The organism is Micromonospora sp. LOL_021, from assembly GCF_048060215.1.
Taxonomy (GTDB): Bacteria; Actinomycetota; Actinomycetes; order Mycobacteriales; family Micromonosporaceae; genus Micromonospora_E.
Genome location: NZ_JBHMIN010000008.1, coordinates 50,662 through 68,629, shown reverse-complemented (window position 1 = coordinate 68,629; position 17,968 = coordinate 50,662). Strand labels below are relative to the sequence as shown.

Genomic DNA, 17,968 nt, shown 5'->3' with positions numbered 1-17,968 from the left:
CCGTCCGGGCACACCGTGCAGGTCCATGCGGGCCGGCACGGTTCGTGCGCCGGCTCACCCGACCCGAGTGGTCGCGGTGGCTCCGACTGTCGGGAAGCCTCCGGCCCGGTCACGGCAGGTAGTGCCGGCCAGCGTTACCACCCCGCCGCGACGCCCGATCAGTACGGGTCGCCGGCCGCCGATCCACCGGCGGCACCGTACAGTCGGCGAAACGCCGTCGGCCCGGCACCGGATACACCACATCCACCGGCGCGTCCGCACGCTGAAACCACTTCCCGAACACGATGCCCCCTCGGCGAGAGTTGGAAGGGCGGCGACCCCGAGGTGGCTCTCCACGACAACCCCGAAGCCGCCGCCGCAGGCGGGCCCGACGCACGGAAAGGGCGATCACGGGATGCGACGCCGGGCCCAGCTGAAGCGGACGGCGGGCCGGGCGGTGTACCGCGTGTGTGATGGTGCGGGACCCGGCACCGCCGTCCTACGTAGAAGGATGCCGAGTTGATCACCGAGAGTGAATGCAAGGGTGGTGCCCGTTGTGCGGCAGACCCCGAAACCGGTACTTCCGGTGCTGGTTGTGCAGGTCAGGCCGCCTGGCCGTCCATCAGTGCGGCGAGCTTCGCCAGCTCCTGGCCCATCGCCCGCCGCCGACTGGTTGTGATCATGCGGACGGTGTCGCGGGCGTAGCGTTGATGCCGCAGCCACACTGGAGCGTCAGCGGCCAGCTCACTGAGCACCGCTGTCGCCTCCGACCAATCCCGCAGCTCGGCGTGCGCGCGGGCGACGTCGAGCCGGTGCCGCCGCCAGGAGGTGATCGGCGCACCGCCCCGGCGGACGTTGGCCGCCAGATCGAGCGCGCGACGCGGCTCGCCAGCGACTACCGCCGCCTCGACCCGCGTCATGTCGACCCTGCTCGACCGCATCCCACCGACGACGAGCAGATGGTCGGGACTGACTGGTCGGGTGCCCAGCCGGGCCGTCGCGGCCGCCGCCACGTCGAGCTGGGCGGCCGCGTCGTCCGGCCGGTTGTCCCGGGCGGAAGCGGCGGCTGCACTCACCATCAGCCAGCCCCACACCGCCAGCTCATCCGGAGTGGCCCGGGAGATCCGGGGCTCGACGCTGTCAGCGGTGGCGATCGCCAGCCGCTCCGCGTCGGTCAGCCGGCCCTGGCGTAGCAATAGCCAGGTCATGCGCTTGACCGTCACCGCGCTGAGCAGCTCGTCCCCGGCGGACGCGGCAGCGTCCAACGCCGAAGTCACCGCCTGGTAGGCGAGGTCGACCGCCCGTACCTGGATCAACAGGCTGCCGGCCACCTCGTAGGCGCGGGCCAAGGTCCGGTAGGCGGCCGGCCTGTTGGCGTCGTCGGCGTGCTCGGCGGCGTGTCGGGCTCCGGCGATCAGCGGCGGCAGCACGGCCAACGCGGCGGCGTAGTCGCCCAGGTGGTAGGCACGGTCCGCCTCGGCCAGCCGACCCGGCACGCCCGCCGCCGGCAACGCCGGCACCTCGTCAGCAACGTACCCGGCCGGCCCTCGCGCCGGGATCAACACCCGACGCAGATCGAGCAACGCCAACGGACGATGACCGGGCTCCCGGCGCGCCGCACCCGTGCTCACATCCCCGAGCAAGGTCGTCGTCGGTACGCCCAACGCCCGCGCGATCGCATGCAGTGTCGCGATCCGGGGCGTCGTGCGCTGATTCGTCTCCAGCTTGCGGATCGTCTCCGTGCTGACCCCGGCGGCCGCCGCGATCTGCTCCTGAGTGATCGACTGCCGGCGTCTGACTTGCGCGATGTTGTCGCCGATGGTGGCCATGGAGAATCCTCCCCGCTGCAACGGTTACCGGGCAGCAGCATGCCGTGCGCAGAGCCAGGCATGCCGCCAGATACGACGGTACTCGCTTACCTGTCCGGTACCGGAACCTGTGGATGGCTGCGGCTTGGCCCTCTCAGGCCCTGGACTCATCGTCCTTGTGGGATATTCTCCAGATCCTGCGGTGCTCCGTCGTGGGGGAGCCGGCATGGGGTGATTGGATCATCTCCGTCGGTCACCGGGTGGAGTCCGAAATGGCGAGGCTTCACGGCTCGGTCATCGAGGCGCAGCGGGTCGCAGCCGAAGCGCTATCGGTGCTACCCGAAGAGGACCAGTTGTGGGGAGTAACCAGATCGACATGACAAACCAATCCCTATCGATGCAAGGCGTTCTGCATGCGTGAACTCACCGCCACGGAGCGGCTCACGCTGCATCAACTGCGGCTGCGGGACTTCTGGACGGCCCGCCTGCCGGTTGCCGAACCCGACGTGACGGCAGAGCCCACTGTGCCAGTGGCCGACCTGCCCCACCACTGGAATCTGACCCAGCAGATCACGCTCGCGCCCTGGCAGCTCGAGGCCGTAGATGCTTGGTTCACCGCAGGCCGGCGGGGAACGGTCAAGGTTGTCACCGGGGCTGGGAAGACCATCCTCGCGCTCGCCATAGCGGAAAAACTCCAGCGAGAGGAACCGGACCTTCGACTCGTCGTCATCGTCCCGACGATCGTCCTGATGCAGCAGTGGTACGACGTGCTCGCACAGCGCTCGAACCTGCCAACGGCGGCGATCGGCCGGCTGGGCGGCGGCTACTCCGACGAGTTTGACGGTCAGCGACGGGTGCTGGTAGCAGTCCTGGCGTCGGCACGCAAGACGTTGCCGGACATGGTGCGCAAGTCCGGAGTCGGCGACCGGTTGCTGTTCATCGCCGACGAGTGTCACCGGCTCCGAGCCCGGGAGATGTCGGCGGTTCTGGAGACTCCACGACGCCATAGCCTCGGCTTGTCCGCCACGCCCGAACGCGACGATGACCAGGACCTGCCGGAAGCAGATGACAACGCGGCAGCTGACCGGGAGATCGGCCGCGTGGTTTACGAGATGACATTTGCGCAGGCAATCGAGTCCGGTGTGCTGCCGCCGTTCGAGGTACATCACTTCGGCCTGTCGCTGAACCCGGACGAGGCCCACCAGTACCAGGCGCTGACTCGCTCCATCAACGAAGCGCGCCGTGAGCTGTCTGTCGCGGCACCGCCCGCACAACGGCAGAGCTTGCTGTCGTGGGCCCGGCGGGCCTCCCAGAAGCGGTCTGGGAGCATCGCAGAGGTCGCGGCGCGGTTTGTCGCCGAAACCCGCCGCCGCAAGCAGCTCATCTACCGGACGGGCAGCCGGCTCGACGTGGCCCAGGCTCTCGTGGTCAATGCGTTGGCGGAGCGGCCAGACACTCGGATCGTCCTGTTCCACGAGAGCATTGACGAGGTCGCCGCCCTGTTTGACCGTCTGGAATCTGCCGGCGTACCGGTCGTCATGGAGAACAGCGAACTTGCACCCGAACTGCGCGATCGGAGTCTGGAGCTGTTCCGGCGAGGCGATGCCAAAGTCATCGTTTCCGCCCGATCGCTGATCGAGGGCTTCAACGTCCCCGAAGCCGACCTGGGGATCATCGTCGCCTCGTCCAGTTCACCTCGCCAGCGAATCCAGAGCATCGGCCGAGTGCTGCGACGACACCGCGACGACAGCGGCTCCGAGAAGGCGTCGCGGGTCTGCGTCCTGTTCGTGCGCGATTCGGTCGACGAAACCATCTACGAGCGAGAGGACTGGGGCAAGCTCATCGGGGTCGAGCGTAATCGCTACTTCAGGTGGGACTTCCCAACTTCGCCGGTCGAACTGCCCGGTCCCCCGCGCTCGCCATTGCCCGACGACACCGAGATCGACTTCGGTCAGCTCAACATCGGAGACGTCTATCCCGGACGTTACGAAGGTGACGAATATTCGTCGGACTCGGCCGGCAACGTGAGCGACACCGACGGGCGGATCGTGATCAATCCGCAGGGTGTGCCCGCCGCCGTGTCCCGACTCAAGGGCCATCCGGGCCGGTTTCGGGTAACGCGCAACGCCCGCGCGATCCTGGTCCTGGCCCGAGATGACGGCGACTGGGTCACCCTTTACGGTGGCATCCTCGCCTCGCCATTCCGTCCGCGCACGCCGTTACAGCACGACGCCGAGGTGGACGCCTCCCTGCTGAAACCAGGGGATGTCTACCCGGGACCGGTCGAGCCGGCGGTCGAGTTCCGGTTCCGGCAACGCGGCGGCGGCGTCATCGCCAAACGCGTCTCCCGTGGCGAGCTGTTCGCTAACGGACCCGCCGCCGAGCACCTGACCGCCCAGATCCGGCGACTGTCCAGGGCAGGTGAGTCCGTTACCCGGGTCCTCGTCAACGAACTACGGCACGCCTTCTGGTTCGAGGGCGGTCAGCCCAGATTCATCACCGAGTTGCCGGGGGACCTCACCTTTCCCGCGTAGCAGCTCAGCCCGTACGAAGTTCCGCCGCGCCGCCCCCGCATCACCCCCTTAGCCGTACCCGAGGAGGACGCCCCACCATGAGCATCGTATTCGCACCGTTCCACGGCAATTGCCCGAAGAACGTCTCCAAAGACGCCAAGTACGCAATCCGGACCGGAGCACGCGGACCGGTGGTCGCCCTGACCTACCACAGTTCCAACCAGGAGCGGTGGCTGGCAACCACCGAAGACCACCCGGACCTCGTAAAGATGGTCAACGCCATTAAGGCCAACATAGGCGCCGCCCCAAATGGACCCTTCTACATCAATGAATACAGTCAGGTCATCGTACCGGTCGGCCCGAACGCCACCTACTACCTGGCGGGCGACTACGACCTTGCCTTGGAGTTCGAGTTCGAGGGTACACTCCTAAGCGGGGTGGCGAATGAGTCACTAAAGCCGCGCGATCCGTGGACCGGACCCCACCCAGGAATTCCATACGTTCTCAAGGCCGGGGATCTGGACATCTACTACACCGCGCAACCCCGCCCGAACGTGGAACGGAAGGTGTTCCTGAGCGAACATGTCGGCAAGGACCGTGCGCGCCCCGTCGCCGACCGCGTCCGCGCTGTCAAGGGCTGGAACGGTGGCCGATTCTACATCAACGAGTGGCGCGAGATGTTCGCGCCTGTGAGTAGCGCCAACGGCCTGCAGTACGAGTACATCGGCTACCTCGACGAAAACGATCCATGGTTTCCCAAGCCGATCTGAGCTTGTGACTCAACCGCGTCTCCCCTGCCGGCCACAGTACGCATCACCCGGTGGATGCAGTGTCACATCACCGGGTCAGCCTGAGCGTCGCGGCCATCCCGGCAGCCGGCGGTGCGCACCGGGCGACCTCGGCGACCTCGGCGACCACTGTACGGGCGGACGGGCGTAGCCGGACCTCGGCGGACGCGACCCGGGCGGTGTCGACCAGCAACCGGCCCGCCGCGCAAGAACGTTTGGTTCAGCGGAGTACGGAGAAGGTGGACAAGCTATACGCAGCAGCAGACGGCGAGGCGGTGTTCCCAGCATCCAGGTGATCACCTTCGAGATCGACGCTGCGACCGACGGGGCCGACGGCTCGATCTGGGGGGGGGAGATTATCCCGGACAGGGTCTGACGGATCAGACGCCAGGGCACGACGGACACTCGCGTACCCTGATGCCGCACCGCTGCTCATATGTCCACAATGCTGGAGTAACGTCATGTCGTTCACCGAAGCTGTCCGTTCGGCCCTGACCCGGTACGTAGGGTTCAGCGGCCGGGCTCGCCGCGCCGAGTACTGGTGGTTCGTCCTGTTCTCGACCGCCGTCGCCATCGTGGGGTCGATCCTCGACCTCCTGCTGGGGACCGGTTTGGACGGAGGCAACCTCGGCATTCTCTATGTGGTTGCCCTCCTGGCGCTCGCACTGCCCTCGCTGGCGGTCGCCGTCCGCCGCCTGCACGACACCGAACGATCCGGCTGGTGGGTGCTGATCTCGCCGATCCCGCTGATCGGCCCCCTCGTGATGCTGATCTTCACCGTGCAGGACGGCACCCCCGGCCCGAACCGCTTCGGTCCCAGCCCGAAGTACTAGTCGGCGTACGGCTGCACCCGGTCCGGATCGTCGGGGTGCAGGAGCGTCGGTGCGGCCGGCCAGGTGGGCCGCCGCATCGACGCTCAGTCGCTCCTGACTGGTGTTGACGGTCGGAGCACCAACAGGTAAGCGACCGCAGCCGCCGCGCCCCAGCCGGCGAACACCGTCCACGGTAGCCAATTCCCGGTGTCGTCGCCGAGGTCGAGCAGCCACCCGCCGCCCAGGTTGCCGATCAGTCCACCGAGGGAGAGCACCAGTCCGTTCGCACCGAAGTAGGACGCGACCGCGCCCGGCGGGGCCAGCCGCGAAACGGTGCCGTTGACCGTCGGTAGCAGCAGGACCTGCCCGAGCGTGAAGACGACGACACCGGTGACCACTCCGGCCGGTCCCGGCAGCACACCCAGCAGCAACAGACCGACGGAGAGCATGACCGTGGCCACGGCGAGCGTCCGGCCGGTCGTCAGATACCGCTCGGCAAGGCGGGTCGACGGGACGGTCGCCACGACCATGACGACCGCCGCGACGGTGTAGACCAGGCCCAGCGACGTCGCTCCCGGCAGAACCTGCCCGACCCGCACCGGCACGGCGAGGTAGAGCTGACTGAACAGCGCCCATGCGAAAGCACTGACCACAACGAACCGTCGAAACCCGCGATCTCGGGCAACGGTCCGCAACCGGTGCAGGGAGGACATCCGTACCGACGTTTCGGCGGTAGGCGGGTCGGGTCGCAGTCCGATCCAGGTGATCGCACCGGCGAGCAGGAACAGGCTGGACGCGACGATGCACAGTGCCGGGAAGTTGGTGGCCGCGAGGAGGCCACCGAGTGCGGGCCCGAGGACGAAGGACGCGTTACTGGCCATCTCCCGCACGGCGTAGGCACGGGTACGCAACGGCGCCGGTGTCAGCTCGGCGTACAGGGCGTAGCTGGCCGGGTGAAAGAGGGATCCGCCCAGGCCGGCCAGGACCGAGGCGACCGCAAGTCCCGGTACGGCGTCCACGACACCGAACGCGGCGAAGCCGGCGGCACGCAGCAGCACGCCCACGCAGATCGCCCGACGGTGACCGAACCGGTCGGCCAGCATCCCCGACCAGAGCATCATGCCCTGCTGACTGGCCGACCGTACCCCGGCGAGCAACCCGGTGAGCGCGATGCTGAGCCCCAGGTCGTTCAGGAGGTGGTACGCCAGCAGCGGGACCAGGGCGTAGAAGCCGAGCCCCATGAGGAACGTGTCGGCGACCATGATCCGCAGGCCGGACGACCACCGCATGCGCTGGCGGCCGGCCGGCGCGTCCCCCGAGGAGGACACCGGCTGCCCTCGCCCTGGGACGACACTCGTACGACGGGTGGTACTCAGCGGAGTGCCCGGGCGTTGGATCCGGCGGCCAATGCCTCGACCTCCGCCAGAGCGGCCATCGATGCGTCCCCCGGCGTGGTCATCGCCAACGCGCCGTACGCCGCACCGAGCTCGACACCGAGCCGCAGGTCGCCGAGCCGCAGCAGGCCGTAGACAAGGCCAGCGGCGAAGCCGTCGCCGCCGCCGACCCGGTCCAGAAGCTCCAGACCCGGTCGGTACCGGGCTGCGACGGGGCCGGCGTCAGCGGACCAGGCGACGGCCCCCCAGTCGTTGACCGAGGCGGACCGCACGGTGCGCAACGTCGCCGCCACGATCGACAGATTGGGGTAGCTCCGGGCTACCTGCTCCAGCGACGTCTGAGTATCGCCCAGGTCCGGACGGACCCGGTCGCCGGGCACCTCCCACCGGCCCTCGCAATGGTCCACGCCGGAGTCCGATCGGCCGGCGCCGAGAACGGTACGGAAGTGCTCGTCGTTGCCGATCAGCACGTCGACCGTCCGGGCGATGCGCTGGTTGACGAGTCGGGCCCGGTCCTGGCCGCCGATGTCGCGCCACAGGCTCGACCGGTAGTTCAGGTCGTACGAGACGACTGTGCCGTGCCGGCGGGCGGCGGCGGTGGCGGTGGATGCGGTCTCAGCGGCGGCATCGGACAGGCCCGCGTATATGCCACCGGTGTGCAGCCAGCGGACCCCGAGGGTGCCGAACAGGTGGTCCCAGTCGATCTGGTCGGAGCCGAGTTGACTGACCGCGGTGTGGCCGCGGTCCGAGGTGCCAACCGCGGCGCGCACCCCCTCGCCACGTTCGGTGAAGTTGAGCCCGTTACGGACGGTACGGCCGACTCCGTCGTAGGGCACCCACCGGATCAACGAGGTGTCCACTCCCCCTTGACGTACCAGGTCCTCGACGAGCCGGCCGATCTCGTTGTCGGCCAAGGCAGTGACGACGGCGGTCCGCAGGCCGAAGGCCCGGCGTAGCCCACGTGCGACGTTGTACTCGCCACCGCCCTCCGAGACGGCGAAGGTGCGTGCGGTCCGGACCCGGCCCGCACCGGGATCGAGACGAAGCATCACCTCACCGAGAGAGACCAGATCGAACTGACACTCGGCGGCGGGACGGATCGTCAGGGTCATCGAGCCCGCTCCCTGGACCTGCCGTTACGCTCCGTCGCCCTCGCGGCAGCCGCATCGGACCGGTCGCCGGTCGGACCGACCCACGCCGTGACGGTGCCTCGTCGTCGTGTGCTGTCCGCGAGCCGCAGGCCGAGTAGCAGCGGCAGAGTGGCACCGAGCAGCAACGGCCCGAAGGCGAGCGGCGCGGTGACGAGCGGCACCGCGACAGCAGCCGCGAGCAGGGCCAACCCACGTCGGGGAGCGGCGAAGGCGAACAGCAGCGCGGCACGTCCCCAGCGTCCGGTTTCCCCGTCGGGGTCGCCGGCGGCGGTGACGGCCAGTGCCAGGTGGTACGGCACCAGTGCCAGGATCAGCCCGATCTGCAGGGCCAGCAGGGCTGCGGCGTAGGCACCTGGACGGGTGGCCAGGAAGACGATGTTGGCCGCCAACAGCGCAGCGGCGACCGTGGACAGGATCGAGTGCCGCCACAGCCGCCGCCAGTAGTGCCCGAACATGGCCAGCGCACCGACGAACGGCCGGGCCCGTCCATCCGTACGCCACTGCTGCAGCGCGTGTGCCGTGGCGGCCAGCGCCGCAAGCCAGGTGACGACGCCCAGACTCAACAGGAGCAGGGCGCAGCCCGCCAGCGCCGGGTAGGCGACGAACTCCAGCACCCGCAACGTGGTGGCCGCCCAGCCGCCTTGGGCGGCCGCCACCTCGCTTCGACGCCGGGCCGTCCCCCGTCCGGTGGCGGACGGCGCAGCGCTCAGGCCGGCCACGGCAGCACCCCGGTCACCGGTTCGTCGCTGCGTACCAGATCGCGACCAGCGACGTCCACGTGGGTCGCCGCGACCACCCCCACCTGTGCCGGGCGGTCGGCGGAGCCAGGCAGCAGGATCACCGCGGCGGCGGCGGCCCGCACGTCGGCGCCGTCGATCCGACGGTCGGCCGGCGCCAGCAGCACCGTCTCGCCGTCGGTCCCGAACCGCACCCCGACTCCTTCGGCACAGTCCACCGGCTCGGCGACGGCCGCGCTCGGGGCCAGCGCGCAGGTCGGTTCGACGCTGGTGAGGATCCGGGTACGGACGACCGGCGCCACCTGGACCCGAACGGTGTGCAGGGTGCGGACGATCCGCAGACTCGGCGTACTGCCGGTGGGGTTGGCCTCGATCTCCGTCGTCGCCTGACTGACGGTGGCGGCGTCCGGGACGATCTGGCGGACGTACGCCTGCGCCGGTCCGGACCGGAGCACGATGTCGCCGCCGACGAGCTCGGCCGGCCAGTCCGAATGCAGCAGAAAGGTCCACTCGCGTGGCTGGTCGGCGGCGAGGAGGTCGAGCACGACCAGCCGGCCGGCCGGGGTGAAGACAAGTGTCCGGTCGACGCGCCGGACGCCGAGCGCCGGATCGAACATCGCGGCAGACTCGGCCGTCGCGTGCACCAGCCCGTCGCCGGTGAGCACGTCCCGCAGGCGGGCCTGGCGCTCGTGGGGCAGGTCCTGGTAGACCTGGTAGCGGTCCTCGCCGGCCCAACCCTGCCCGTCGACCAGGACGAGGTTGTGGTAGGCGGCCCGCTTACGGTTGCAGTACCCGTCGTCGACGGCGAGGAACTCGCCGTGCGCGCCGAACACGAACGCCCCGGCGTCGGGGTGGTGGTGACCGGCGTTGAGGGTCTGCCAGCCCTTGTCCCGGCGGAACCGCTCGGCGGTGTCCCATGCGGTGTGTCCCCCGCCGGGGGCCGCTTTGAAGCTGACGAAGGCCGCGCCCGACTGCCAGCTGGTACGGGCGGTCACCTGTCCGAGGTCGGGAAAATGAGCGGAGGTCGGCACCGTGTCGGCGGGATCCACGGCCGGCATTTGCGGGTCGTACCAGAGCAGTTCGTAGCCGGCCTCCGGCATCACGCCCGGTCTGACGCCGGAGGCGTACGCCTCCCGCCAGAAGTGCCGATCGGCGACGTGGTCGGCGAGCCAGCGGGCGCGGCCGTCGCGGTACGCGGCGGCGAGCTTGTAGTAGAGCGCGACGCTGTGCCCGGACCGGCGGTCGTGGCAGTCCCCGTGGTCGATGTTCTCCTCGAAGCCGGGGGCGCACTGGTGCAGCCGCCATTCGAAGGTGCGACTCAGGAAGTCGCCGCGCCGCCACCAGTCGATGCCTTCGGCGTGTTGCAGCAGGTCGAGGTGGATGGCCAGCCAGGGTACGCCGTACCGCCAGTAGACGACACCCTCGGAGTCCGATCCGTCGCCCGGCATCAGGTCCAGCACCGTCGCGAGGTTCTCCCGTGCCCGGTCGCTCCACCGTGGTTCGTCGAGGACGTATCCGGCGGCGGCCAGGCCGGCGTAGCAGATCCAGTTGTGGTTCTGCCAGTAGCTCGACGACCACCAGGAGCCTTCGGTCTCGACGGCGAAGGCGTACAGGCGCTCACCCTGCAGGGCGAGCTTCGCCCGCAGCGCCGCCGCCTCGTCGTCGGGCAGGTCGTCGCGCAACCAGGAGTACGCCAGGGACAGCCCGTGCAGCAGCCAACCCGCGTCGAGGTCGTGGTCGGGCATCTTCGCCTTGCCCCAGTGCGGGTAGGACACTGCGGTACCGATCCAGCGGCGGGCTTCGAGCAGGTAGCCGGGCTGGCCGGTGAGGCGGTAGGCGAGGGCCAGGTTCATCGCGGCCGGGCCGAGGTAGGTGATGCTCGCGGTCGGATGCTCGGCGGGCAGACTCTGTCCGCGGTACCAGGCGCATTGCTCGTACAGCCGCCGCCACTGGGCGGCGTGGGTGGTGGTGAGCGCCGCGCGCAGTTGCCCGAGGCGGTCACCGATGAGCAGGGGTTGCATCAGCTCTCCATCCGGTAGATCGATCGGAACGTCACTGTGGTCGCGTCGTTCGCGGTCCAGTCGACCCAGCGGCGGACACGCTGCGGGTCGTCCGCCGGTCCGGGTCCGGGACGGCAGACGACGTCGGCGTCGACCGAGACGGTGTGCCGGCCGTGCAGGGTCTGCCGGCCGGGCCAGACCGTTTCCAGGGTGCGGTCGGCGGTAGCCCGAACCGCCAGGTCGACATCCGGTCTGAGCTGCGCGCTGATCCGGCGGGGCCGGTCGGTCTCCACCCGCAGCTCGTCGACCAGCACACCGCCGCGCAGGGTCAGGTGGCGCCGGGCGGTCACCCCGGGATACGCGGTGTCACAGCCGATGGCGACCGAGTTGCTGTCGTACCCGATCAGATGCCCGGTGCACTCCGCCTGCTCGAGCCCGTCGACTGCGAAGGTGGGATGGGCGGCGGTCGAGGCGTAGTGGTGCCGCCAGCCACGGTGGCCGTACGGCACCTGACCCGGGTCGGGCTGCCAGGGAGTGTCGGCACCGTACAGGTACAGGGCCAGCTTGTCGCGGTGCCCGTGCGGGCCACCGTGCGGGCCGAAGTCGGCGACAGCGTGCAGCCCCGATCCACGCAGCACCACATAGCCCCCGTCGGGAAAGATCGTCACCGGCTGCGGCTCCGTCGGCCCACGGCCCAGCAGGGGCAGCAGTTCCCGGAGTTCGTCCAGCTCGTACCGGGCCGGTGGCCGGTCGTACGGGCCGTCGTGCAGGGCTGGTAGCAGACCTCCGTCGGTGGTCAGGGTCTCGAGCACCGTGGCCATGGCGGCGAGTCGGCTCTGCGTCTGCGGTGGCACCGGAGTCTGCGGCAGTGACTGCAGCGTCAACAGGTACGCCCGCAGGACGAAGCCGTGGTAGTAGGTGGCTGCCTCCCACTCCCACCCGTCCGGACGAATCGCCGTCGAGACGTGGTCACACAGCCCGTGCCGACCGGTCAGCCAGTCGGGGCGGCCCGAGCAGACCGCGCCGGCGGCAATCAGCCACGCGGTGTAGTTGGACTCGAACTTACCGGCGTCGACCAGCGCCTGGCGGGCCTGCCCGGCCGCCTCGACGAGGGCTTGGAGCAACTCGTTCACCTCCATGGGCAGTGGTTCACCGCCCGCCCGCAGCGCTGCGGCGGCCTGGCCGATGGTCACCGCCCAGATCGCCTCGGTCAGCGCCTGATGGAACAGCCGACCACGCAGCATCCAGCCGGCGGCTCCGTCGTGCGGTGCCGCGCCGAGTGCCGCGTACTGGCGGGCGTACGCGGTCAGCAGGTCGACAGCCGTGCGGCGGTCGTCGTCCCGGGGTGACCGGGCGAGCAACCGGATGCGCCGGGCACTCGCCTGATGCGCCAGGACGGTCCAACCGCCCCGCACCGACGGATCGTCGATCCGGCAGCCGTGGCGGCACCGCGCGCCGGTGTCCGGAAACTCGCCGTCGAGCAGCCGGTCGTGATCGAGTTCCACGCCGTGCGCGGGGCAGACGTACGCGTGCCACCAACCGCCCCGCTCGGGCGGGAGTACCGGCGGACGCAGGGTCGGCGTCGGCACGGTCACCGGAACCAGGCTCCACCGTCGATGTCGATCGTCGCCCCGGTGACGTAGGAGGCCGCCTCGGAGGCGAGCCACACGACTGCGCCGGCGACGTCCTCGGACCGGCCGCCACGACCGAGCGGCACCCCCGCGATGATCGTTTCCTGAGTCTGTGCCGGGGTGAACGTCTCGTGGAAGGCGGTGCCGCCGATGAATCCCGGGGCGACGGCGTTCACCGTGGTCCCGGTCGTCGCCAACTCCTTGGCGAGCCCCTTGGTCAGGCCCCGCACCCCCGCCTTCGCCGCCGCGTAGACCGCTGATCCGGCACCGCCACCGTTCTGCGCAGCCAACGACGACATGGTGATCACCCGCCCCGCCGTACCGGCGGCCCGCAGGTGCGGGATCGCGGCCCGCACCGTTCGGAAGGTGGCGCCCAGGTTGAGATCAACGACCTGGGCGTAGTGCTCGTCGGTCATCTCCGCCACCGGGCTGCGGCCGACCATTCCACCCGCGTTGCAGACCAGGATCTCCAGTCCGCCGAGAAAGCTGGTGGCCTCCCCGACAAGATCGGCCACCTCGCTGGTCCGGGTGAGGTCGGCCTGCCGGACGACGGTCTTGCGACCCAGCGTCTCGATGGCCGAGGCCACTTCGGCGGCCGGACCGGCGGAGTGTCCGTGGTGGACGGCCACGTCCGCCCCGGCCCGGGCGAGTGCTACGGCGATAGCGGCTCCGATACCGTGGCCGGCACCCGTGACCAGGGCCCGACGCCCAGCTAGATCGATATTCATCGAGATACCCCTTTACTTGATTCCGGCGGTGGCGAAGCCCTGCACGAAGTACCGCTGGGCGAACAGGAACAGCACGATCATCGGTACGGTGGCCAGCGTCGATCCGGCCATCAGGTAGGACCATTCGGTCCGCTCGGCCTGTTGGAAGGCCGCCAGACCGACCTGGATCACCCGCAGGTCGTCGCGGGTGGTGACCAGCAGCGGCCAGAGGAAGTTGTTCCAGCTGTTCTCGAAGGTGACCAGGGCGACCGTCGCGACGGCTGGTTTCACCAACGGGGTCATCACCCGGGCGAAGATCCCGAACTCCCCCATACCATCTATTCGGGCGGCCTCCTCCAGCTCACGGGGCAGAGAGAGGTAGAACTGCCGGAACAGAAAGATCGCGAACGGGGTGAGCGCGCCCGGAACGATCAGGACCCACCACGAGTCGAGCCAGCCGTAGCCGCCCCGGCCGAGGTGGTCGTTGCCACCGAAGAACGGCATCCCCTTGGCGATCAGATACTGCGGGACGATCTTCGTGTAGGTCGGGATCATCATCATCGCGAGGATGGCCATGAACAGCACGGTCCGACCCCGGAACGAAACCCGGGCCAGCGCGTAGCCAGCCATCGTCGCCAGCATCAGGTTGATCACCGTGTGCCCGATGGCGATCAGCAGGCTGTTGCGGAAGTACGTCCCGAACGGGGCGTAGTCCAGTGCTGCCTGGTAGTTGCTCCACACCCATTCGGTCGGCAGCAGTTGTGGCGGGTAGGCGGCGATGTCGGCGCGGCTCTTGAGCGACGTCAGGATCATCCAGACGAACGGAACGACCATGATGAGTCCGCCGAGGCCAAGCAGCAGGTGCAGCACCCAGCGGGCGTCGAACTTACGCTTCATCGCCGTCCTTCCCGGTCAGTCGGCGCCCGATCACCGTCAGGACGAGCAGGAAGGCGAAGAGCACCACGCTCTGCGCACAGGCCGCCGAGATGTCGAACTCGCCGAACGCCGTCCGGTAGATCTCGTACGTCATGACGGTCGTCGAGTTCGCCGGGCCGCCGTCTGGGGTCAGGACGTACACCTGGTCGAAGACCTGGAACGCGTCGATCATGGAGACGATGAAGACGAAGAACGTGGCGGGTTTCAGCAACGGCAGGGTGATCGCGAAGAACTTGCGGGGGCCGGAGGCACCGTCGATATTCGCCGCCTCGTACAGGTCGTGCGGAATGTTCTGCAGCGCTGCCAGGTAGATGAGCATCTTCAGGCCGATGCCTTTCCAGATGCTGACGAGGATGACCGCCGGCATCGCCCAGTCGGGGTCCGACAGCCAGGCCGGCCCGTTGACCCCGATCCAGCCCAGCAGAAGATTGAACAGTCCCAGGTTGGGCTCGAACATCCACATCCAGACCAGTGCGATCGCGACGGTGGCGGTGATGTGCGGCATGAAGAACGCCGCGCGGTACCAGGCCAGCGCCTTGATCCGCTGGTTGAGCAGCACCGCGATGACCACCGCGATCGCCATCGCCACCGGAACGGTGAAGAAGGTGAAGACGACGGTGTGCCAGATCGACAGGTTCCAGATGTCGTCGGCGAAGATCTGACGGAAGTTGTCCAGGCCGGCCCACTCGACGGTGCCGGCGATGATGTCGTAGTCGGTGAAGGCCAGGCCGAACGTGGCCACCACGGGTAGGCCGATCCACCAGATCAGGTGGATGACCGACGGGGCCAGCATCAGGTACGCCGCGCGACGACGTTCGGCACCCAGCCTTCGGCGACGGCGGGGCGGGCGTGGCGCCCGACTCGCGGACGCCACGCTCACGGTCTCGAGGGTGCTGGTCATGTCAGCCCTTGGCGATCGCTGCCTGGGCCTTGGCCACCAGCTCGTCGAGTGCCTGCTGCGGGTCCTTCTGGCCCAGCAGGACGGACTCGATGGCCGCTTTGAAGTCGCCCCGGATCTCCAACCAGGCCGGCACACCGCCTTCGGAGTAGGCGGCGTCGAGGTTCGCCATGGCGAACTGCGCGGCCGGGTTGCTCTGCACGTAATCGGAGTCGGACAGGCTGTTGAGGGCCGGCACGTTACCCCGCTGCTCGTTCGCGGCGAGCGACGCCTGTTCGTCGGTGAGGAAGCTGACCAGCGCCTTGGCCGCCGCCGGACGCTGCGACTTGGCCGAGACCGTTGCCAGCGTCCCACCCTGGAACATCGCGGGACGCTCGTTACTGATCATGAAGAAGCCGATCTTGTCTTCCTCGATCAGCTCCGGTGCCTGTTCCTCGATCGCCAGCAGGTGGTTGTTGTGCCCCACCATCATCGCCGCCCGCCCCTGGGCCAGCGGCAGGCCGGTGGCACCGGGCTGGGTGAAACCGAAGTCCTCGCTCTTGTCGGTGAGGATGATGTCGGCCATCAGTTGCAACGCCCCGACCGCCTCCGGGCTGTTGAAGGCCGGTCGCCCATCCGAGGTCCACAGCTCGCCGCCGTTGGCCCACATCAGCGGGAGGAACGTCTGGCGCAGATCGTTGGAGAGGATGTCCACGCCGGCGCGGGTGAGCTTGCCGCTTGCGTCTCGCACGGTCAGCTGGCGCCCGATCTCCCGCAGCTCGGCGAAGTTGCTCGGCGGGGCGGCGATGCCCGCCTCGGCGAAGATGTCCTTGCGGTACAGACCGAACCGGGTGTCCAACATGATCGGCAGGCCGTACACCTTGCCCTGATAGATGCCGGGCTCGACGACCCGCTCGTTGTACCGCTCGGCGAGCTCCTGCTGGTTCTCGTCCAACTCGGCCAGGGCACCCTTGGCTGCGAACGGCGGGATCCAACCGACCCCCATGAGCATCACGTCGTACGGCCGACCGCCTGCGATCGACGTGGTGAGCTTCTCGTTCAGCTTGCCGTACGAGGTGTAGTCGACCTCGACGGTGATGTCCGGGTACTCCTCCTTGAACGCGTCGAGCTGCTCCTCCAGCACGGTCTTGCCGTCGGCGCCCTCAAAGATCGGCGTCAACAGCCGGATCGTGCCGCTGGTCTGGTCGTCGCCCTCCGTTGTGCCCGCCGGTCCGCCGCACGCGGTGGCGAGCAGCGCGGCGACGAGCACCATCGTCACCGCACGGGTCCGACTCCCCCGGGTTCTGGTCATCCTGGCCTTCTCTCCCGCGGCGCGCTCCGCCGCTTCTGGGTAGCTGCGACACCACGATCTAGCTCGTGGCAGGAAGGACTTTGCATCGATTTACTGGTGGATCGTTGCAGCAAGGCTAGGAGCGAGGTACAGACATGTCAATGGCTAGACACGGCACCGAAACACCGGCTTTACTGGTAGGCCCAGGGGCGGTCACGAGCTGGTAAACCTCTACACTCAGCTGGTTCAGATCGCCAACAAGGGGGAGCACGCGACGTGAGCGGTGTGACGATCTACCAGGTAGCCCGCGAGGCGGGCGTCTCGCCCAGCACCGTGTCGAACTTCCTCAACGGACGCCCCGGCCGGATGCTCCCCCAGACCCGCATCCGGGTGGCCGCCGCGATCGACCGGCTCGGCTACCGGCCAAACCGGGCGGCCCGGCAACTGCGCACCGGCCGGATCCAGGTGATCGGGCTCGTCGTACCGTCGGTCGCCAATCCGTTCTGGGGCAGCTTCGCCCGCTACCTCGAACGGGCCGCGTTGAGCGACGGCTACCACGTCCTGCTCTGCAACAGCGAACGGGAACCCGACCGGGAACGGCGCTACCTCGAGGAGCTCTGGGCCGACGGCATCCGGGGCGTCGTCCTCTGCTCCTCGCTGCCCTCGCTGGATCACGTACTGCCACTCGTCGAGACCGGGCTCAGCCTGGTCGCGTTCGACCGCACCGCTCAGGCCGGTGACCCGGGAACCCTGGTCAACATAAGCGTCGACAACGTGGTGGGCGCCCACCTGGCCACCGCCCACCTGCTACAGCTCGGCCACCGACGCATCGCCTTCGTCTCGGGGTCGCTGCGCAGCGTGAACCGCCGGGAACGGTTCCGGGGTTTCACCGACGCACTCGAGCAGGCCGGCCTGGACCCGGCCGAAACGATTGTCTGGTCCGGTGGCGCAGAGCAGGAGCCCTACGGAGATCTCGACGCCGCCGGGCTCGGTCGCACCGCCGCGAACGCGCTGCTGCGGACCTCGGACCGCCCCACCGCCATCGTCGCCATCAACGACATGTGCGCCCTCGGAATCAGCGCCGGCATCCGGGACGCAGGGCTCCGGGTAGGCCAGGACATCTCAGTCGTCGGCTTCGACGACATCGTGCTCGCCGACCTCGCCGCACCACCACTGACGACCGTACGTCAGCCGGTCGCGGAGATGGCGGCAGCCGCGTTCCGGCACCTGCGGGACCGGATCGACAACACCGAATCCGGCCCGAGCCAGTCGCTGCTGCTCCGCCCAGAGCTGGTGGTCCGCACGTCGACGGGCCCGGTACCGGAAGTGAGGAAGTAGGGCACC

Annotated in this window: 15 protein-coding genes; 4 read left to right on the top strand and 11 right to left on the bottom strand. The window is 68.9% G+C overall.

The window, feature by feature from the left end:
• Positions 1-581: 581 nt before the first annotated feature.
• Positions 582-1,808, bottom strand: a complete 1,227-nt coding sequence (locus tag ACFHWT_RS08255; RefSeq protein WP_416593980.1) for a helix-turn-helix domain-containing protein — start codon at positions 1,806-1,808, stop codon at positions 582-584.
• Between the two features lie 392 nt (positions 1,809-2,200).
• Here ACFHWT_RS08255 and ACFHWT_RS08250 point away from each other — a divergent pair, with 392 nt between their 5' ends.
• Both ACFHWT_RS08250 and ACFHWT_RS08245 read left to right on the top strand, forming a co-directional pair.
• Entirely contained in the window at positions 2,201-4,321 is a 2,121-nt protein-coding gene (locus ACFHWT_RS08250) for a DEAD/DEAH box helicase (protein ID WP_416593979.1), read from the top strand.
• A gap of 77 nt (positions 4,322-4,398) precedes the next feature.
• A complete protein-coding gene (locus tag ACFHWT_RS08245; protein WP_416593978.1) occupies positions 4,399-5,070 on the top strand; it encodes a hypothetical protein in 672 nt (223 codons plus the stop codon).
• A gap of 67 nt (positions 5,071-5,137) precedes the next feature.
• Here ACFHWT_RS08245 and ACFHWT_RS08240 read toward each other — a convergent pair whose 3' ends face one another.
• Positions 5,138-5,281 carry a hypothetical protein gene (locus ACFHWT_RS08240; RefSeq protein WP_416593977.1) on the bottom strand — a complete coding sequence of 48 codons (144 nt, stop codon included), beginning with the start codon at positions 5,279-5,281 and terminating at the stop codon, positions 5,138-5,140.
• 268 nt (positions 5,282-5,549) lie between these two features.
• Between ACFHWT_RS08240 and ACFHWT_RS08235 the strand changes: the two genes are divergently transcribed.
• Positions 5,550-5,921 (top strand): DUF805 domain-containing protein, encoded by a 372-nt coding sequence (locus ACFHWT_RS08235; RefSeq protein WP_281554221.1) that lies wholly within the window; start codon positions 5,550-5,552, stop codon positions 5,919-5,921.
• An 83-nt stretch (positions 5,922-6,004) separates the two neighbouring features.
• On the opposite strand, the gene ACFHWT_RS08230 is transcribed toward ACFHWT_RS08235, so the two are convergent.
• Genes ACFHWT_RS08230 through ACFHWT_RS08190 form a run of 9 tightly spaced genes read right to left on the bottom strand, consistent with a single transcriptional unit; the run spans position 6,005 to position 16,645 of the window.
• On the bottom strand, positions 6,005-7,228 hold the full coding sequence (locus tag ACFHWT_RS08230) for an MFS transporter (protein WP_416593976.1): 1,224 nt from the start codon (positions 7,226-7,228) through the stop codon (positions 6,005-6,007).
• A 44-nt stretch (positions 7,229-7,272) separates the two neighbouring features.
• The gene (locus ACFHWT_RS08225; RefSeq protein ID WP_416593975.1) at positions 7,273-8,406 is read right to left on the bottom strand and encodes a sugar kinase; all 1,134 of its coding nucleotides are present in this window, start codon (positions 8,404-8,406) and stop codon (positions 7,273-7,275) included.
• Positions 8,403-9,101 carry a hypothetical protein gene (locus tag ACFHWT_RS08220; RefSeq protein WP_416593974.1) on the bottom strand — a complete coding sequence of 233 codons (699 nt, stop codon included), beginning with the start codon at positions 9,099-9,101 and terminating at the stop codon, positions 8,403-8,405. The genes ACFHWT_RS08225 and ACFHWT_RS08220 overlap by 4 nt, the downstream gene beginning before the upstream one ends.
• Positions 9,102-9,151: 50 nt before the next feature.
• Positions 9,152-11,203, bottom strand: a complete 2,052-nt coding sequence (locus ACFHWT_RS08215) for a hypothetical protein (RefSeq protein ID WP_416593973.1) — start codon at positions 11,201-11,203, stop codon at positions 9,152-9,154.
• A complete protein-coding gene (locus ACFHWT_RS08210; RefSeq protein ID WP_416593972.1) occupies positions 11,203-12,777 on the bottom strand; it encodes a heparinase II/III domain-containing protein in 1,575 nt (524 codons plus the stop codon). Before ACFHWT_RS08210 ends, ACFHWT_RS08215 begins: the two co-directional genes overlap by 1 nt.
• Positions 12,774-13,541 carry an SDR family NAD(P)-dependent oxidoreductase gene (locus ACFHWT_RS08205; protein ID WP_416593971.1) on the bottom strand — a complete coding sequence of 256 codons (768 nt, stop codon included), beginning with the start codon at positions 13,539-13,541 and terminating at the stop codon, positions 12,774-12,776. Before ACFHWT_RS08205 ends, ACFHWT_RS08210 begins: the two co-directional genes overlap by 4 nt.
• Before the next feature lie 12 nt (positions 13,542-13,553).
• On the bottom strand, positions 13,554-14,417 hold the full coding sequence (locus tag ACFHWT_RS08200; RefSeq protein WP_281554214.1) for a carbohydrate ABC transporter permease: 864 nt from the start codon (positions 14,415-14,417) through the stop codon (positions 13,554-13,556).
• On the bottom strand, positions 14,407-15,336 hold the full coding sequence (locus tag ACFHWT_RS08195) for a carbohydrate ABC transporter permease (RefSeq protein WP_416593970.1): 930 nt from the start codon (positions 15,334-15,336) through the stop codon (positions 14,407-14,409). Before ACFHWT_RS08195 ends, ACFHWT_RS08200 begins: the two co-directional genes overlap by 11 nt.
• A 22-nt stretch (positions 15,337-15,358) precedes the next feature.
• Entirely contained in the window at positions 15,359-16,645 is a 1,287-nt protein-coding gene (locus ACFHWT_RS08190; protein WP_416593969.1) for an ABC transporter substrate-binding protein, read from the bottom strand.
• Positions 16,646-16,900: 255 nt separating this feature from the next.
• On the opposite strand from ACFHWT_RS08190, the gene ACFHWT_RS08185 reads away from it, so the two are divergent.
• A complete protein-coding gene (locus tag ACFHWT_RS08185) occupies positions 16,901-17,962 on the top strand; it encodes a LacI family DNA-binding transcriptional regulator (RefSeq protein ID WP_281554211.1) in 1,062 nt (353 codons plus the stop codon).
• The last annotated feature ends 6 nt before the right edge of the window (positions 17,963-17,968 follow it).